We start from the raw sequence: 17216 nt of genomic DNA on the forward strand, positions 1-17216 counted from the left end.
CAAGCCATGACCGACACCAGCCATACAACGCTCAGCATCGAAGGCATGACCTGTGCATCCTGCGTGGGGCGTGTTGAAAAGGCCTTGGCGGGGCTCGACGGGGTTTCCGACGTCGCCGTCAACCTCGCGTCTGAGACGGCGCGCCTTTCGCTGGATGATCCGTCTCGGCTTACCGACGCCACGCAGACGCTTGCCTCCTTGGGTTATCCCGCGCGAACATCCAAGGTCACCTTGAACATTGCGTCCATGTCCTGCGCATCCTGCGTCGGACGGGTGGACAAGGCACTGGCGGACGTGCCCGGAGTGCTTTCCGTCAGCGTGAACCTGGCGGCAGAAACGGCGACGGTCGAGTATCTCGAGGGTGCGGTGTCCTTGGGCGACTTGATGGCCGCATCAACGGCGATTGGTTACCCGGCTGACATTGCAGAGTCGCAGGCGAGCCAGTCTCGCGTCGCACTCAAGGCAGAAGAAGCCGACGGACTGCGCCGCAGCGTCCTTTTGGCAGCAATTCTAACGCTACCGGTCTTCATCCTAGAAATGGGCTCCCACCTTATTCCGGCATTTCATCACTTGGTGATGACGACGATTGGTCTCCAAGCGTCTTGGATCATCCAGTTCGTCCTCGCAACACTCGTCCTCTTCGGGCCGGGACGCCATTTCTACACCAAGGGGTTTCACGCGCTTTTCAAGGGCGCCCCGGACATGAACAGCCTCGTCGCCGTCGGCACCGGCGCGGCCTGGGGATATTCGGTGGTCGCAACCTTTCTTCCCGGACTTTTGCCAGAGGGTGTGCGCGCGGTCTATTTCGAGGCCGCTGCGGTCATCGTCGTCCTTATTCTGATTGGCCGGTGGCTCGAAGCACGCGCCAAGGGCCGCACCGGCGCTGCGATTCAGGCTCTGCTGGGCCTGCAGGTCCGCAACGCGCGCGTCGTCCGGGGTGGTGACACGGTAGAGGTCGATGTAGATGCACTCGCCGTCGGCGATGTGATCCTGGTCCGCCCGGGTGAGCGGATCCCTGTGGACGGCGAGGTTACCGAGGGATCGAGCAATGTGGATGAGAGCATGATTACCGGAGAGCCTGTGCCCGTGCAGAAGGCTGCAGGTGCGGCCGTAACGGGCGGGACCGTCAACGGCACTGGCAGCCTGACGTTCAAGGCCGCACGGGTCGGGTCGGATACCACGCTCGCACAGATCATCCGCATGGTCGAGGAGGCGCAAGGCGCCAAGCTGCCCATCCAGGGCCTTGTTGACCGCGTGACCCTGTGGTTCGTGCCTGCGGTCATGGTGCTGTCCGCGCTCACGGTGGTGGTCTGGTTGCTTGTCGGACCGGACCCGGCTTTGACCTTTGCGCTGGTGGCCGGCGTCTCGGTTCTGATCATCGCCTGTCCTTGCGCCATGGGCTTGGCCACACCCACGTCGATTATGGTGGGCACCGGGCGCGCCGCAGAGATGGGAGTCTTGTTTCGCAAGGGGGATGCGCTCCAGGCCTTGTCCGAAGTCGATGTCATCGCACTCGACAAGACGGGGACTGTCACCGAAGGCCAGCCGTCACTGACCGATCTGGTCACCGCCGACGGTTTCGACCGAGACAAAGTGCTGAGCCTGATCGCCGCTGTGGAGGCCCAGTCTGAGCATCCCATCGCCGAAGCCATTGGCCGCGGCGCGCGGGCCGAAGGGATCGCCGTTCCGAATGCCACGGGCTTCCGGTCGATCACCGGTTACGGCGTCGCCGCGACTGTCGAAGGTCAGGAGGTGATGGTCGGCGCGGACCGTTATATGTCCCGCGAAGGGATCGAAATCGCCGCCTTGGTCGAAACGGAAGCCGAGCTGGCAGGGCGGGGCCGGACAGCGCTTTATGCGGCGATCGACGGCAAACTGGCCGCAGTGATCGCCGTGGCGGACCCCGTGAAACCCGCCAGCCAGGAAGCCATTGCAGCCCTGCACGCGCGCGGCTTCAAGGTTGCGATGATCACCGGAGACAAACGCGAGACGGCGGAGGCCATCGCGCGCGAAACCGGAATCGACCACGTGATCGCGGGTGTCCTGCCGGATGGCAAGGTCGCAGCGCTCGACGATCTGCGCGCGGGAGACCGAATGATTGCTTTCGTCGGCGACGGCATCAATGATGCACCGGCCCTGGCCCATGCGGATGTCGGCATCGCCATCGGCACCGGAACCGATGTCGCTATCGAATCCGCCGATGTGGTCTTGATGTCAGGCGATCTGCGCGGCGTGGTGAATGCGGTTGAGGTTTCCAGGCGCACCATGTCGAACATTCGCCAGAACCTCGTCTGGGCCTTCGGGTACAATGTCGCGCTGATCCCGGTCGCCGCCGGGGTTCTCTATCCGGCCTTTGGTTTGCTTCTTTCCCCGGTCTTCGCGGCGGGTGCTATGGCCCTGTCGTCGGTATCGGTTCTGACAAACGCCCTGCGTCTGCGCCGCATCGCGCCGGCCTTGCGTGAAGACAGAGACATCACCGCACCACGGATCAGTGCACAGACCCAACCCGCGGAATAGGAGGATCGTGTCGTGAACATTGGAGAAGTTGCAGAGCGGTCAGGGATCCCACCCAAAACCATCCGCTACTATGAGGATATCGGCCTGGTCAGGCCGCAGCGCAGCGGCAACGGATACCGCACGTTCCGCGAGACCGATCTGCACAAACTTGCATTCCTGGGTCGCGCGCGCGCTCTCGGGTTTTCGATTGAAGGTTGCCGTAATCTCTTGAGCCTTTACGAAGATGAAACGCGGGAAAGCGCCCAGGTGAAGGCCATCGCTGAAGAGCATCTGAGCGCAATCGACGACAAGATCGCGCAGCTTCAAGCGATGCGCGAGACCTTGTCGCATCTCGTCGAGGCCTGCCATGGCGACCACCGACCGGATTGCCCGATCCTAAAGGATCTTTCTGGTGCGCTCGCTGGATGCAAACCAACGACCGGAAGAAGCGCGGATTAGCGCAACGTTTTCCAAATTCCTCTTTTCGTTGGCGAAATCCCTTGGAACCATCCAGTGCTGGAAGGTTGTTCGGTTGATAAGTGCGAAAAAGACAGGAGGGAACACATGTCGGTCGGACAAGAATTCACCAGCCATTCTAGCAGCGGTGGGCCGCTGATTCACTGTCTGTACGAACCCGATACCGGGTCGTGGCAATACATCTGTGCGGATCCCGCCACTGGAAAGTGCGCAATCATTGATCCGGTGCTGGATTTCGATCCCGCCCATGCCCGCACGTCAACCGAGTCTGCGGAAAAGCTTTTGGGGATCGTGAAGCAGCACGGCTACGACGTGCAATGGATCCTCGACACACATCCGCATGCCGACCACCTGACCGCCGGACGGTGGCTGGCGGACTGCACCGGTGCGCCGCATGTCATAGGAGAAAAGGTCACCGAGATCGCGAAGCTTTGGCGGGACTATTATCATCTGCCTGACGCTTTTCCGGTGGCAGATGATTTCGACCGTCTGCTTCCCGAGGGCATCGATTTCTCCATCGGTGAACTTGGTGTCAAAGTCCTGCTTTCGGCAGGACACACGCTCGGCTCTGTCAGCTATGTCGTTGGCGATGCGGCGTTCGTACATGACACGTTAATGCATGTCGATGTGGGGACCGCGCGCGCAGACTTTCCGGGTGGCAGCACCGGGGAGCTTTGGAACTCGATACAGGAAATTCTGTCGTTGCCAGAAAACACCCGTCTTTTTATCGGTCACGACTACGGGACCGATAAACGCGAGAGACCGGCCTGCGAGGCAACTGTCGCCCAACACCGGGCCGACAATCCGCACGTCGGCGGCAATCAGTCGAAAGAGGCGTTCATCAAACTTCGGGAAGAGCGCGACGCGACGCTGGGGCTACCTGATCGCATGCTCTTTGCCTTGCAAGTCAACCTGCGTGGTGGGCGTCTTCCACCAGCGGAGGCCGACGGTAATTCCTATTTCAAGATACCTGCAAACAAATTCTGAGGTGAGGCAATGAAGAAAGAAATGGTTGATGGTGGTGCCCTCGAAACCTGGACGCCGGAAGAGGTTGAAGCAGCCTTGCGCAAGGGTGAGATCGTCCTCGTGGATGTCCGCACGCCAGCCGAATATGCATTTGAGCACGTCGAGGGCGCCTTGCTTCTGCCCATGGCGTTTTTCGATCCGCGATTCTTGCCAGAAGACAACGAAAAGCGACTTATTCTGATGTGCGGGTCGTCGGCGCGATCGGAAAAGATGGCGCGAAAAACGCTACAATCCGGCGCGAAACGGATCGCCCATCTGGAAGGAGGATTTGGCGCGTGGAAAGACGCAAAGCTGGATTATGTCACGACGGATATGGCCAGTGGTGCGCCTGTACGGAAATCAGTCAAATAGCACAGGCTAGGGTACGGTGACGGATCACGGATTGATCGCTGTCCCTGATCACTATCCTGTTCTTCTCGCACGTCAGAGACGGCCGCGCAAAGCAACCGAACAGAGATCAACAAATGCTTCAGTCAATGCTTCTTGCGGCGCTTCTCATCCTTGCGTGCACAGCAATTCATTACGGCGCTCTTCGTTTTGCGACGCGGATTGTTGATCCGGCAGCGCACCCCAGAAGATGTTTATTCATCTCTGTCTCGTTGATCACCGCAGCGCACATCATAGAGGCGGCCATCTACGCCTCGGCCTTTTGGGTTGCTGTGCACCAGATTGACATTGGCTCTTTGCAATTGGCGCAGGATCCCACAGCGAACTTGTACCCCATGGATTATTTTTATTTCGCGCTTGTGAACCTCACCACGCTTGGCCGGGGTGATCTGCAACCATCAGGTCATTTGCGGTTCCTGACTGGTATCAGCGCGTTTCATGGCTTTCTGCTTATCACTGCGTCGGGTGGCTATTTGTTGCAGGTGATGTCTGGAAAGAACCCTTTTCGAAAATAAATTTGAACCGTTGGGAACCCTCCAGCGCTGGAGCCTAGTTTTGGATGAAAGCGAAAGGAACTCCTATGTCAGATTCAACATATCAAAATCACTCGAGAGTTGAGGGTGAAGAAAGCAATAAGGCGCACAGCAAGTCATCGTATGGCCGCTTTCTCGCAATGGTTGGTACGTCAACCGCCATCATGTTCGGGTTGATGTACCTCAACTCCTACTCACTTGAGCACATCTATTGGAGCGAGACACGTTTCTACATGACGTTCGTCATGGGCGCGACGATGGCAGTCGTGATGCTTCTTTTCATGTGGGGCATGTACAAAAACATGGCGGCCAATGTTGCCATCCTTGCGGGCTCTGCAGTGATGTTCGCTGGCGCGCTCTGGCTTGTGCGCAGCCAAGAGACCGTCCAGGACGAAAGCTGGATGAGTGCTATGATCCCCCACCATTCGATCGCCATCATGACAAGTGAGAGAGCCGAAATCACCGACCCACGTGTCAAAGTCCTCGCTGAAGAAATTGTCGTGGCTCAAGATCGGGAAATCGCGGAGATGCGCTTCTTGCTGGCTGACATCGCGGCCAATGGTGAAGCCAGGTCAGATTGGCCGCTTGGTAAGTCAGAAGGTCCTGCGCCGTTGGAGAGCTTGACGCAAGCGATTTCGACCCCGGTCATTGCAGGCATTCGTCCCGCTCCGCTCTCGGCCGAAGAGATTGACCGTGGCCTGAAAGCCCAACCGGTTTGCACTTTTGTTCGCGCGGTCAATGCTGATCCGATTTTGGCGACAGATGGCAACGGACAGGCCATTGCAAAGGTATCTGGCGCGTTGGTGACGTTCAGCGCGCAGGGTAGTGTCGCGTCAGGTGGTGTGCTGGCAGCCGACGGTGGCCAAGTGACATTGACGCCAAGCGACGCCGATGATGGTGAAGTCTCAAGCCTTCTCTTCGAGCTGACGGGTGAAACGCCTCTAGCAGTCGGCTTTATGGGATATTGGACCTGCAGCAGCTGAAGAATAGGAATTAGACATGCCAAAAGATAGCAATCAACCAACTCAAAAGGCCATTCTTTATCGGATGGTTATGGAAGACCATTTGTGTCCCTACGGATTGAAATCAAAGGACCTTCTGGAGCGGGAAGGATACACGGTGGAGGACCATCACCTTACTTCCCGAGAAGAAACTGATGCTTTCAAGGAAGAGTATTCGGTCGAGACCACACCGCAGACATTTATCGGTGGGGAGCGCATCGGCGGATACGACGCGTTACGTGAGCACTTCGGATGGGAGGTCCGCGGCGATGATGAAACGTCCTACCAGCCCGTCATCGCAATTTTCTCTGTCGCTTTCTTGATGGCTTTGGGTCTTAGTTGGGCGTTTTATGGTTCGGTTTTCACCGTTCGCGCGTTCGAATGGTTCATCGCGATCTCAATGTGTTTCCTCGCCGTGCAGAAACTCCAGGATATCGAAGGATTTTCCACGATGTTCCTGAACTACGATTTACTCGCGCAGCGTTGGGTACGGTACGGCTACGTCTATCCATTTGGGGAAGCCATCGCCGGCATTCTCATGGTAGCGGGGGCTCTTCTCTGGATCAGCGCGCCGATTGCACTCGTCATTGGGACCATCGGTGCGGTATCCGTGTTCAAAGCTGTCTACATCGACAAGAGGGAGTTGAAGTGTGCTTGCGTCGGTGGCGGCTCGAACGTCCCCCTTGGCTTTGTGTCGTTGACCGAGAACCTTATGATGATCTTTATGGGTCTCTGGATGCCAGCGCGGGCTCTTGGGTGGATTTAGGGCCGATGTCCAATGCTCGAAATCGGAACAGGCGCCAACGCGAAATGTATCAAATTGTAAGGCACTGTTCCCATTGACAGTTTCCCATCCATTCGGCAGACGTATGGGATGATGCAGCGCCTTTGGACACCTCAGTTACGTTTGGCTTTTCTGAAGCTAGTCGTAGTATTTACGCTGGTCGTTGCGACATCCGGACTCGGACATGCTGGTTCACATGCGCCTGATCACGCTTTTCCGAACGTGGTCCATGAACACAGTCTGATCTCTGATAATGAAGCAAACCATTGTGAGTTCCATGCCGCATCAGGCATCTGTGAGACACAGCCACTGGCCGCGGGCGAACATCAGGCATCTGTTGAGTGCTGCGATGGCGTTTGCATGTCCTTCATGCCACCACAGCCCCGAGAAGCTGCTGTGCGTGTAGAGGCGTCCGAGACTTTTGTACGGGCCGCAGAATTTGAACCCTCAGCAGGTGCGACTGCCGATCTGCGGCCGCCTCGAGAATTGATCTGATTTTTCTTCTTTGAGGTTTGTCATCTGGCCCTCGTGCCGCGACGACATCGTCCACTAAAGTCAGGTAATATCCATGAAATCCTATGTTTTTTCGGGGGCCTCTGCCCTCGTGCTCGGCGCATGTGCGTATGAGCCCACCCCTCTACCGATCGTAATTGATCAGCAAGCAGCCACGAACAGTTCCGTCCTTTCACCGGTCCAATATCAGGACCCGTTGGCCGGCTATACCTATCGCGCACCCACCGGTCCACGCGACTGGCGCTCGGTCAACGAAGAACAGACGGAGGGCAACTGATGCGCGTCTCAAAACTTCCCGTAATATTTGGAATTCCTTTGCTACTAGGTGCTTGCGCAACAGCCGTACCCAGTGCCTATACCGAGCCGAAAGCAGGTTTCCTTAACGTTTCCAACCAGACTTCTGCTGCTCTTGGCAAACGGACTGCTTTCGCGCAGACACAAGCCGAGAACGTGGCGTTGACCAAAGAAGTCAGATCCATGATTCACGGAAAAACCATTTCTGCGGAAACCGCGGTTCAGGTCGCGCTTTTGAACAACAAAGGGTTGCAGGCTGCCTATGCAAATGTAGGATTGTCAGCGGCGGAAGCCTGGCAGCAGGCAACACCTGAAAACCCGGTCATCTCCATCGGGCTGATCGGGATCGGCGCACCGGAATTGGGAGTCTACCGGTCCATCGAGGGGCTGATCCGGACCAACATTCTGGACGCGACAACCCGCAAGCAGCGTATCGCGATCGCAGATGCCAACTTTCAGGGTGCTCAGCTGGAAGCGGTCAGCGACACGCTGGCGCTGGCCAATGAAACGCGTATGGCGTGGATCGAAGCTGTCGCCGCTTTTGAGACAGCAGATTACCTCAAGAAGGCAAAGGCCACATCGGATGCGGGGTCCGAGCTTGCTCTGCGTCTGGGCGAGACCGGCGCGTTGAACAAAGCAGGGCAGGCAAGGGAGCAGGCATTCAACGCCGAACTCGCCGGCCAACTGGCGAAGGCGCGTCTGAACGCAACTCTCGCCAAAGAGCGGCTGACCCGGCTGATGGGACTCTGGGGCAGCGATGTTAATTACTATGTTCCGGATGCCTTGCCCGCTTTGCCTGGATCCGTCGGGCGAGTGACAAGCATCGAACAAAAAGCGCTGGCCAACCGCGTCGATCTTCGCGTGGCAAAACTCGGCTTGGAAGCACAGGCGAGAGCTTTCGAACTGACGGACCAAACCCGCATCGTTAGCGATCTAGAGCTTGTCGCCGGTGTCGAATCGGAACGTGAGCGCGAGGATGGCAATACGGAAACCGAAACCCTGCCGCAACTTGAGGTCGAATTCGCGATCCCCATCTACGACACTGGCAAGGCACGCATGCGCAAGGCTGAACTGATGTACCTTCAGGCGGCCAATGTTCTGGCCGAAAGGGCGGTGAATGTCCGGTCAGAGGCCAGAAGCGCGGAAGTCGCTTATCACTCCTCATACAAGATCGCACGGCACTATCGGGACGTTTTGGTTCCGTTGCGCGCGACGGTCGAGGAGGAGGGTCTGCTTTCCTACAACGGGATGATCACCAACACTTTTGAATTGCTGACGGACGTCCGTCAGAAACTGGCCGCTTCCTTGGAAGCAGCTAACGCGAAGCGCGACTTCTACATTGCCCAAGCCAACATTACAGCCGCGATCTACGGCGGTGGCGTCGCCGGTGGTGGCGATGGTGAGGGCGCAGCCGTAGCCGCCGGCGGCGGCCCAGGACACTGAAAGGAATGATGATATGTTAAATAGACGTCAACTACTCGGAGCCGGTGCCGCAGGTGCGACCCTGGTATCCTCCAAAGCTTGGGGCCAGACACTGAACATGGGTCTGCCGGAAGCGGCACTTATGGACACCGCTGCCACACAGGTGACGCCGCGCCCCTCTTCGGGCGTGGATTATACCCCGGTTGTCACGCTGAACGGCTGGACGTTGCCTTATCGGATGAACAACGGCGTCAAGGAATTCCATCTTGTTGCCGAACCCGTCGAACGCGAACTTGCAGACGGCATGATCGCGCATTTGTGGGGCTACAATGGCCAGTCCACGGGTCCCACAATCGAGGCGGTCGAGGGCGATCGAGTACGTATCTACGTCACCAACAAGCTACCCGAAGGAACGACAGTTCATTGGCACGGGCTCATCCTGCCCTCGGGCATGGACGGTGTTTCAGGTCTGAGCCATCCTAGTATCCCACCGGGCAAGACATTCATTTACGAGTTCGATTTGGTGAAGTCGGGCACGTTCATGTACCATCCACACGGCGATGAGATGACCCAGATGGCGATGGGAATGATGGGGATGTTTGTGATCCACCCCAAGGACCCGAAATTCATGCCCGTGGATCGCGACTTCCTGATCATGTTGAATGCATTCGATATTGATCCCGGCACCTACGTGCCACGTATCATGACGATGACTGACTTCAACCTCTGGACGTGGAACAGCCGGATCTTCCCGGACATTGACCCTCTGGTCGTCAACAAGGGCGACCGCGTGCGGGTTCGGGTCGGCAACCTGACCATGACGAACCATCCGATCCACATGCACGGCTATGACTTCAAGGTCACCTGCACAGATGGCGGCTGGGTGCCGCCAGAAGCGCAATGGCCGGAGGTCAGCATCGACATCCCCGTGGGCGCGATGCGCGCATATGAGTTCGTCGCAGACCATCTGGGTGACTGGGCGATTCACTGCCACAAGTCGCACCACACCATGAATGCGATGGGACACGACGTGCCCACATTCATCGGGGTCAACAAGAAACCACTGACCCAGAAGATCCGTCAATTCCAGCCGGAATACATGCCCATGGGGATGTCCGGCATGGGGGACATGGCGAAAATGGAAATGCCGCTGCCTGACAACACCATCCCGATGATGACGGGTTGGGGGCCCTACGGCCCCATCGAGATGGGCGGCATGTTTTCGGTCGTAAAGGTGCGGGACGGCATCGACGCGGACGATTACTCCGACCCCGGCTGGTACGAAAATCCTCCGGGCGAGATGGCCTACGAATGGACCGGCGAGTTGCCCGAGTTCGCCTCGAACAACAGCCCCAAGACCATTCTCACACCAAAACCAAACTCGAAGGGCTGACTAGCCTCTTCAAGTTCGACCCACCCAAAACCATAGGAAATCAAATGAAAAAACTACTTCTGAGCACAGCTATCACCATTATGTTCGCATCAGGCGCTTTCGCGGATGTCGGCCATGCAAAAAAAGAAACAACGGATGCATCGGAAATGATTGTCGGCATGCCGGGCCATTCGGAAAAAGTTGATCGCACCATTGATGTCATTCTGCTTGAGAACGATGACGGCGAAATGCTGATCCAGAGCGAAGAGATGAACATCAAACAGGGTGAGACCATACGCTTCAAGATCACGAACGAGGGTGAATTGGAGCACGAATTTGTCCTCGACACGGTTGAGCGCAATGCCGAGCACAAGATTGAAATGGCCAAGATGGACATGGAACACGACGACCCGAACCGCATCCGCCTCGATGCGGGCGCATCTGGTGAGGTCGTCTGGACTTTCGCAAATGCCGGTACGTTCGAGGCCGCGTGCCTGATCCCCGGCCACTACGAGTCTGGCATGCACCGTAAGGTTGCAGTTGGGGACCAGATGGCGCAAGCGGATGTGGACTACACGACCGGCAAGATCAAGAAGATCGACGCTAAGGCTGGCAAGGTGACGATCATCCACGGCCCTCTAGTCAATCTCGACATGCCCGCGATGACAATGGTGTTTCGCGCCGACGAGGCGATGATTGCCAAGATGTCCGAAGGTCAAGACATCGAATTCGTTGCCGACCGCGTAAAAGGCAAGTTGACTGTCACTCAACTCAAATGACCATAAAGGAGGCGATATTCTTTATCGTCTCCTTTCACCTCGCCTCGGATTTGATTGGAGTGAAAATGCTGAACTGTCTCGCGCTTCTGAAGCTTGGCCGTTGGATTAAGAAACCGAAGCAGTTGTTTATGGCAATCGCTATTGGTATTGTAGCCAGCCTGCCGCCAATGATAGCTGGCGCAGGTTCCGGGGTTGGCGCTCGACCTCATGAGAATGCATATGAACAACCTGGGCATACCTCAATCGGAAGACCGGCCGCCGGCGCGGATATCACCCGAACAATTGAAGTGAACATAAAGGAAACTGAGAGCGGCTATATGCTGTTTGAACCGGATGTGATCAATATCGAGCACGGATCGGTGGTGCGGTTCGTAGTAGATAACTCAGGTTCAATCGACCATGAGTTCTTTTTGGGTTCCTTTGATGAGATAGCCAAACATCAACAATGGATGCAGAAGCACCCTGATATGGAGCATAGTGAAAAGAACTCAGTTAAAATTCCAAGCGCAAAGACTGCGACGTTGGATTGGGAGTTTTCGAACATAACCAATCTGGAGTTTGTGTGTCTGATCCCGGGTCACCGTGAGGCAGGCATGTTCGGTGTGATCATTGTGCATGATCATTTCCGCTCAAGACCATAAGCTCGAGAATCAAACGCATGTCTCTGTTGGATCGTTATCACGACGTCTTTCACAAAATATCCGCCACATTTGGATATCACTATCACGAGTCAACTCCAGATTGGGTTCACCCATTTTTACACCTGATCTTGGTGCTTGCGCCAGCACTTCTCACTGCTGTTACTGGTTTTCTCACAATTCGATTTATCCTCAAACAGTGGCGTCGCCCAAGAGTTGTAACGCCGCAGCGAGATTGGATTCGCGGGTTGGACCCTCGCCTATTCAACGCTGTCCTGCGGCATTCGCGAAAACAACAGGCTTTGATGATCATGTTAAGCCTTATCGCCATGCCCATCTTATATCTGACACTCGAGTTGCCGAAGCAAATCGTGAACAATGCATTGGACTCTGATCGGTTCCCAGTCCGTTTTTGGGACTATGAATTTGACCAGGTGGCGTTCCTCCTTGTTTTGTGTGGCCTCTACTTGTTTGCCATCATACTTAGCGGACTGAACAAATACATCCTGAACGTCTTCAAGGGCTATGTTGCCGAGAGGTTCCTGCGTCGCTTCAGATTATTGGTTTTCCGTCAGTGGCGCAGTGATCCGGATTCCAAGAACCAGAGTGAGATTGTTCCCATACTCGCACAGGAGGTTGAGCCAATCGGTGGCTTCGCGGCCGACGTGCTTACGCTACCCATCATGCAGGGGGGAACCCTTGCGACCATTCTCTTGTTCATGTTCATGCAAGACCCGGTTTTGGGTGCCGCTGCGCTGACTGTCTTGCCGATACAACTTATCCTGCTTCCAAAACTGCAAAGACGGGTGAATATCCTTTCTAGAAAGCGAATTTCCGAGGTTCGCCAACTGGGCAGGCTTCTGAGCGACCAATTACGAGGAGAGGCAGCCGGGTCCCAGCCTCTTTTACGGACAAGCACCAGCTTTCGTGAGCTTGAGCAAGTAAGACGTCGCATTTTCCATTTGAAATTCTTTATCAAGTCCCTGAACAACTTTTTGACCGCGCTGACGCCATTCCTGTTCTACTCCCTAGGAGGGTACTTCGTTATCGAAGGACGCATCAGCCTTGGTGCGCTAGTTGCTGTGCTGGCGGCACACAAAGATTTTTCAGCGCCTCTGAAAGAACTGTTTCGCTATTATCAGACTCTGGAAGACACCCGGATTAGATATCACGAGATAACCACATTCTTCTCAAAGGTTGAGGCAAACCGAAAGGAAGTGCCAAGGCATGATTTTGCTTTGGAGGTAGTACATGCGTGACTTTTGTTCTTCTTCCGGCGGGTGATTATGAGAAGTCTGCCGAAGTGTGTCGGCGATACCTAAACCGACCAAACATCGAAGGAATAACAATAATGAGATTGGCGGCCCTATTCTTTGCCTTAGTCGCGTTGGCGGCAGGTGTTTGGTATGTTTGGTAGGCGTCTTGTATGATCAATTGGATTGTCGCCAGGGCTGCGTTTTGAATCCATTACGTGTGCAATTTTGGTATTGCCCTCGATCGACAAGTACCAACCGGATGATTTCCGGAAATTTCCGCTGCTGTTGACATGAAAAAGGAAATCCAGTGTCGCTGACGACAACAACCAAGATCGTTATGGCCATGCTTTTGTGGGCCCTGTGCTTTCCGCTGATCACGGCGGGACTGCAGTATTCGCCACATCTGACGTTTGCGACACTGCGTGCGGTTCTGGCCGGTGTCGCATTGGTGCTTATTGCAATATTTTTGCGTCGGCCGATTCCGCATGGCCGTCGCACATGGCTGACGCTCTGTGTTGTTGGCGTTGGCGCGACAAGTCTGGGTTTCGTGGGAATGTTTCATGCGGCAGAATTCGTATCTCCCGGGCTCGCTACAGTTGTCGCCAATGCTCAGCCGCTACTTGCCGCGATGCTCGGTGTCGCATGGCTTGGCGAGCGACTGGCGAAGGTCGGGTGGGGCGGGCTCTTGATAGGTTTCGCTGGGATACTTGTGATCGCACTGCCGCAATTGGCAAACGAAGTGCAGGATGGAACGGCCATCGGCTTTGCGTACATCGTTCTAGCAGCCGTTGGAGTGACCATCAGCAACGTGGCTATCAAATCTATCGCAGGTGAGGTTGATGGTCTGTTTGCAATGGGATTTCAGATGCTGATCGGTAGCGTGCCTCTTGCCGTGGCGGCACTACTCCTTGAAGATCAATCTGCCATCCAATGGACATCGGTTTTCGTAGTGTCACTGTTGGGTCTGGCCTTGTTTGGCTCTGCATTGGTTTACTGGCTCTGGTTTTCTGTGCTGGAGGTCGTGGAACTAAACCGGGCGATCGTGTTCAGCTTCTTAGTGCCGATTTTCGGCCTCACAATTGGTGCACTGTTCTTTGGCGAGCGTCTTTCAGCTGTCCAACTCTTCGGCATCTTATTGGTCATTGTGGGCATTTCGTTCGTCAATCTTAAGGGTAGGCTGCAGGATCAGCTTAGCAAAATCTAGAAAGGAAAAAATCAATTCAATGAGTTAAGGCGCTCCGGTTATCGTGGTTGTCGTCGTCGAATGACTTCTCAGCAAAACGGAAGAGTCTTCATGGAATTCGGCGCGGTGAAACGAAAGGAGGATGGATAGTTCATGTTAGCGTCTCCAAGCATTGAATGTGAAAAAAGGCGATGATCTCGTTGTTGATCGCTTAAATCTCTGAAAACTTGGAAAGGACAGGAACGTTATGGCACTGCAAGATACCGGAAAAGCGAAGGTGCCGGACACGTCGCCGGAACGTGCGTTGCTGGATGGACGGACCGCGTTTCTGGGGTTTCTGATCAAACGGCTTGGAAATCGGGCGGATGCAGAGGATGTCCTGCAAGACTTCTGCATTCGCGTGCTGGGACGCAAGGATCAGCTCAGAGACGTCGAACGGATGGATGCCTGGCTCTATGCGATCCTGAGGTCCACTTTGAATGACTTCTACCGCAAGGGCATGCGGCGTGGTCGATTGGATGCGGCAGTGGCGCGCGAACCGGAGGAATGGATCGCCGATGCGCCGACTCAGATGGCGCGGTTGTGCACCTGTCATCGTGGACTAATCTCCGAACTGCGCCCGGCGGATTCGGAACTACTCCGGCGCATCGACTTCGGCGAAGAGGACCGCGAGCACGTGGCGCGCGACCTTGGACTGACCCGCAACGCCCTTGGCGTTCGGCTACACCGGGCGCGCACGGCTCTGCGCGAGGCGCTGACAAATCATTGCGGCGCTTGCTGCCAGGATGACCGTGACGATTGCTATTGTCGGCCTGAGGGTTGCAAGAACGCCGAGTACGAAACTGATTGCGAAGCAGAGCAGCAGAGTTCCTGATCGAAACGCGGTCGGTTCTGTAACGTTTTCCGTCCACCGACGTCTTCTTCTGTGACTGCGCCTTATAGCAGCACAGCAGGAGGAACCGGAACATGCCACGGGCCAGGACGAATTGTCCTTCCGACGTAACGGAGTCGTGGTCACGCGATTCCGACGTTCCGGTCTTCTTGTCTGGGATGATCTGTGCCTGTGCAGAGTCTCCCGCGCATTCAGACGCTCCGATGGCTCTGGCGTTGTTCCAGCGCGTGGAAATCTCAAAGCACCCCCCGGAACTAGCGGCGCGCGCACTGGGCCTAAATCCCGGTGATGCGGCCTACCTGCTGACCGGTCTGCGCAAGGAGGTCGCCAAGGAACTCGCACTTGCGCTTCTTGCAGGTCGGCCATCCAGAGAAATCAATGATCAGAAGGGAACTGATGATGAATAAAAGCTTGCGCCTTGCAACTGTGACAACGGAGCAAACTACGGAACCCGAGTCTCAACAGCCCTCGGCTGACGCCCATGTCCCCTACGCCCAGGACGCCTTCGAACGCTGGCTGCTGTTCCTCGATACCTTGCGGGAACGCGCCGACAACATGATAGCGCATGAACGGCAGGGCATGCCGCCGCTTCTGGATTTCGATTACGAGCTCTTGATGGATGCCCGCACTTTCGACCGGCCCGCCAATTATGCGCTGCTCAGGATCACGCGAGTCGGAGACGATTGCTGGGAGGATTGCGTGGACGAGGCGAAACCGCCAGTCATCGTCATTGATCCGCGCGCGGGTCATGGGCCGGGCATCGGCGGCTTCAAGCACGACAGCGAGGTCGGCATGGCTATGCACGAGGGCCATCCGGTCTATTTCGTGATCTTCTTTCTAGAGCCGGTGCCAGGACAGACGCTGGCCGACGTACACTATGCCCTGCGTAACTTCGTCACCGAAGTTGCCCGCCGTCACCCGGACAAAGCACCTGTACTCTACGGAAATTGCCAGGCTGGTTGGGCCGCCGCGCTGCTGGCTGCCGATTGCGACGGTCTAACCGGACCCATCGTCCTGAATGGCTCGCCGCTCAGCTACTGGTCGGGCGAGGCGGCCAGCAGCCCGATGCGGATGCTCGGCGCGCTCTCGGGCGGGTCGTGGGCGGCGCACATGATTGCCGATCTGGGCGACGGGCGGTTCGACGGCGCGTGGCTGGCGCAAAACTTCGAAACACTGCAACCCGAAAAGGCGATCTGGGAGAAATACGTCAACCTCTTTTCCCATGCCGATACCGAACGTGAACGGTTCCTCGACTTCGAACGCTTGTGGAATGGCTACTATACGCTGAGCCGCGAGGAAATTCTCGGCATCACGCAGAACCTTTTTATCGGCAATCGGCTGGAGCAGGGCGAAATGCAACTGGACGCGCATTGCACCATCGATCTGAAACGGATCCGCAACCCGATCATCGTCTTTGCCTCGGAGGGCGACAACATCACCCCACCGCAGCAGGCGTTGGGCTGGATTGCCAAGTTGTATCCTGACACCGAAGCGCTCAAGGCCGCAGGACAGCGCATCGTCTACATGACGCACGAGACTGTCGGGCATCTGGGTATCTTCGTCTCCGGGTCTGTCGCGCGGCTTCAGCATCGGACGATCCTGGAAAGCCTGGAGGCGGTCGAGGCGCTGGCGCCCGGGCTTTATGAGATGGTATTCGATATTCCTTCGGGCGGCGCAAAGCGCAAAACCAGCGACTACGACGTGCGTTTTGTGAAGCGCGACGTCGAAGATCTCGGTTTTGGGTCAGACCATGGAGCGCTGGCGCAGGTCGCGCAGATATCACGGATCAACGAGGCGGCTTATTCGACATTCGTCAGCCCTTGGATCAAGGCCGCGACGTCCCCGGCCAGTGCCGAGATGCTGCGCGCCCTGCATCCGATGCGATGGACCAGAACGATGTTTTCCGAACGTGTGAACCCATGGATGGCGCTGGTGAAATCCACAGCCGACTCCGTGCGCGAGACGCGCGATCCCCTGCCGAAAGACCATCCTGCCATCCTTGCCGAACGCGCGCTGTTGGCGCGTACCGGCGAAAGCCTGGCGTCATTGCGCAAAGCGCGCGACGCATGGCTCACACATGTCTTCGGCGCGATGTACGGCAGTTTTCCTTTCGCCACCACCACGCAAACGGGCCAGCCGCCCGACACATCAAACAAGGAGTGA

At 56.4% G+C, this 17216-nt stretch carries 17 protein-coding genes; all 17 read left to right on the top strand.

Annotated features, from left to right (window positions below; genetic code table 11):
* Positions 1-6 precede the first annotated feature (6 nt).
* Positions 7-2517 (top strand): heavy metal translocating P-type ATPase, encoded by a 2511-nt coding sequence (locus K5Q35_RS18195; RefSeq protein WP_220800845.1) that lies wholly within the window; start codon positions 7-9, stop codon positions 2515-2517.
* Positions 2518-2529: 12 nt separating this feature from the next.
* The gene (gene cueR, locus K5Q35_RS18200) at positions 2530-2955 is read left to right on the top strand and encodes a Cu(I)-responsive transcriptional regulator (protein WP_220800846.1); all 426 of its coding nucleotides are present in this window, start codon (positions 2530-2532) and stop codon (positions 2953-2955) included.
* A 105-nt stretch (positions 2956-3060) separates the two neighbouring features.
* On the top strand, positions 3061-3960 hold the full coding sequence (locus K5Q35_RS18205; protein WP_220800847.1) for an MBL fold metallo-hydrolase: 900 nt from the start codon (positions 3061-3063) through the stop codon (positions 3958-3960).
* Positions 3961-3969: 9 nt separating this feature from the next.
* Entirely contained in the window at positions 3970-4350 is a 381-nt protein-coding gene (locus K5Q35_RS18210) for a rhodanese-like domain-containing protein (protein WP_220800848.1), read from the top strand.
* Positions 4351-4463: 113 nt separating this feature from the next.
* Positions 4464-4901 carry an ion channel gene (locus K5Q35_RS18215; protein ID WP_220800849.1) on the top strand — a complete coding sequence of 146 codons (438 nt, stop codon included), beginning with the start codon at positions 4464-4466 and terminating at the stop codon, positions 4899-4901.
* Positions 4902-4966: 65 nt separating this feature from the next.
* Positions 4967-5902: a DUF305 domain-containing protein gene (locus K5Q35_RS18220; RefSeq protein WP_220800850.1), complete on the top strand. Its 936-nt coding sequence runs from the start codon at positions 4967-4969 to the stop codon at positions 5900-5902.
* A gap of 16 nt (positions 5903-5918) precedes the next feature.
* On the top strand, positions 5919-6686 hold the full coding sequence (locus K5Q35_RS18225) for a MauE/DoxX family redox-associated membrane protein (protein WP_220800851.1): 768 nt from the start codon (positions 5919-5921) through the stop codon (positions 6684-6686).
* 586 nt (positions 6687-7272) lie between these two features.
* Positions 7273-7494 carry a hypothetical protein gene (locus tag K5Q35_RS18230; RefSeq protein ID WP_220800852.1) on the top strand — a complete coding sequence of 74 codons (222 nt, stop codon included), beginning with the start codon at positions 7273-7275 and terminating at the stop codon, positions 7492-7494.
* Positions 7494-8954 (top strand): TolC family protein, encoded by a 1461-nt coding sequence (locus K5Q35_RS18235; protein WP_220800853.1) that lies wholly within the window; start codon positions 7494-7496, stop codon positions 8952-8954. Before K5Q35_RS18230 ends, K5Q35_RS18235 begins: the two co-directional genes overlap by 1 nt.
* Before the next feature lie 13 nt (positions 8955-8967).
* Positions 8968-10326: a multicopper oxidase family protein gene (locus K5Q35_RS18240; protein WP_220800854.1), complete on the top strand. Its 1359-nt coding sequence runs from the start codon at positions 8968-8970 to the stop codon at positions 10324-10326.
* A 44-nt stretch (positions 10327-10370) separates the two neighbouring features.
* The gene (locus K5Q35_RS18245; RefSeq protein WP_013959903.1) at positions 10371-11084 is read left to right on the top strand and encodes a copper-binding protein; all 714 of its coding nucleotides are present in this window, start codon (positions 10371-10373) and stop codon (positions 11082-11084) included.
* On the top strand, positions 11081-11725 hold the full coding sequence (locus K5Q35_RS18250) for a plastocyanin/azurin family copper-binding protein (RefSeq protein ID WP_220800855.1): 645 nt from the start codon (positions 11081-11083) through the stop codon (positions 11723-11725). The genes K5Q35_RS18245 and K5Q35_RS18250 overlap by 4 nt, the downstream gene beginning before the upstream one ends.
* Positions 11726-11742: 17 nt before the next feature.
* Positions 11743-12981 carry an ABC transporter transmembrane domain-containing protein gene (locus tag K5Q35_RS18255; RefSeq protein WP_220800856.1) on the top strand — a complete coding sequence of 413 codons (1239 nt, stop codon included), beginning with the start codon at positions 11743-11745 and terminating at the stop codon, positions 12979-12981.
* Between the two features lie 304 nt (positions 12982-13285).
* Positions 13286-14182 carry a DMT family transporter gene (locus K5Q35_RS18260; RefSeq protein WP_220800857.1) on the top strand — a complete coding sequence of 299 codons (897 nt, stop codon included), beginning with the start codon at positions 13286-13288 and terminating at the stop codon, positions 14180-14182.
* A 226-nt stretch (positions 14183-14408) separates the two neighbouring features.
* Positions 14409-15035, top strand: a complete 627-nt coding sequence (locus tag K5Q35_RS18265; protein ID WP_220800858.1) for an RNA polymerase sigma factor — start codon at positions 14409-14411, stop codon at positions 15033-15035.
* Between the two features lie 221 nt (positions 15036-15256).
* Entirely contained in the window at positions 15257-15460 is a 204-nt protein-coding gene (locus tag K5Q35_RS22725) for a hypothetical protein (RefSeq protein ID WP_259650580.1), read from the top strand.
* Positions 15396-17216 carry a DUF3141 domain-containing protein gene (locus tag K5Q35_RS18275; protein ID WP_259650581.1) on the top strand — a complete coding sequence of 607 codons (1821 nt, stop codon included), beginning with the start codon at positions 15396-15398 and terminating at the stop codon, positions 17214-17216. Before K5Q35_RS22725 ends, K5Q35_RS18275 begins: the two co-directional genes overlap by 65 nt.

The organism is Roseobacter sp. OBYS 0001 (assembly GCF_019654895.1).
Classification (GTDB): domain Bacteria; phylum Pseudomonadota; class Alphaproteobacteria; order Rhodobacterales; family Rhodobacteraceae; genus Roseobacter; species Roseobacter litoralis.

Coding starts and splice junctions, on each gene's coding strand:
- K5Q35_RS18250 (WP_220800855.1), top strand. CDS start 11,081: ATGACCATAAAGGAGGCGATATTCTTTATCGTCTCCTTTCACCTCGCC.
- K5Q35_RS18225 (WP_220800851.1), top strand. CDS start 5,919: ATGCCAAAAGATAGCAATCAACCAACTCAAAAGGCCATTCTTTATCGG.
- K5Q35_RS18230 (WP_220800852.1), top strand. CDS start 7,273: ATGAAATCCTATGTTTTTTCGGGGGCCTCTGCCCTCGTGCTCGGCGCA.
- K5Q35_RS18195 (WP_220800845.1), top strand. CDS start 7: ATGACCGACACCAGCCATACAACGCTCAGCATCGAAGGCATGACCTGT.
- K5Q35_RS22725 (WP_259650580.1), top strand. CDS start 15,257: ATGGCTCTGGCGTTGTTCCAGCGCGTGGAAATCTCAAAGCACCCCCCG.
- K5Q35_RS18245 (WP_013959903.1), top strand. CDS start 10,371: ATGAAAAAACTACTTCTGAGCACAGCTATCACCATTATGTTCGCATCA.
- K5Q35_RS18210 (WP_220800848.1), top strand. CDS start 3,970: ATGAAGAAAGAAATGGTTGATGGTGGTGCCCTCGAAACCTGGACGCCG.
- K5Q35_RS18255 (WP_220800856.1), top strand. CDS start 11,743: ATGTCTCTGTTGGATCGTTATCACGACGTCTTTCACAAAATATCCGCC.
- K5Q35_RS18205 (WP_220800847.1), top strand. CDS start 3,061: ATGTCGGTCGGACAAGAATTCACCAGCCATTCTAGCAGCGGTGGGCCG.
- K5Q35_RS18265 (WP_220800858.1), top strand. CDS start 14,409: ATGGCACTGCAAGATACCGGAAAAGCGAAGGTGCCGGACACGTCGCCG.
- K5Q35_RS18215 (WP_220800849.1), top strand. CDS start 4,464: ATGCTTCAGTCAATGCTTCTTGCGGCGCTTCTCATCCTTGCGTGCACA.
- K5Q35_RS18240 (WP_220800854.1), top strand. CDS start 8,968: ATGTTAAATAGACGTCAACTACTCGGAGCCGGTGCCGCAGGTGCGACC.
- K5Q35_RS18220 (WP_220800850.1), top strand. CDS start 4,967: ATGTCAGATTCAACATATCAAAATCACTCGAGAGTTGAGGGTGAAGAA.
- K5Q35_RS18235 (WP_220800853.1), top strand. CDS start 7,494: ATGCGCGTCTCAAAACTTCCCGTAATATTTGGAATTCCTTTGCTACTA.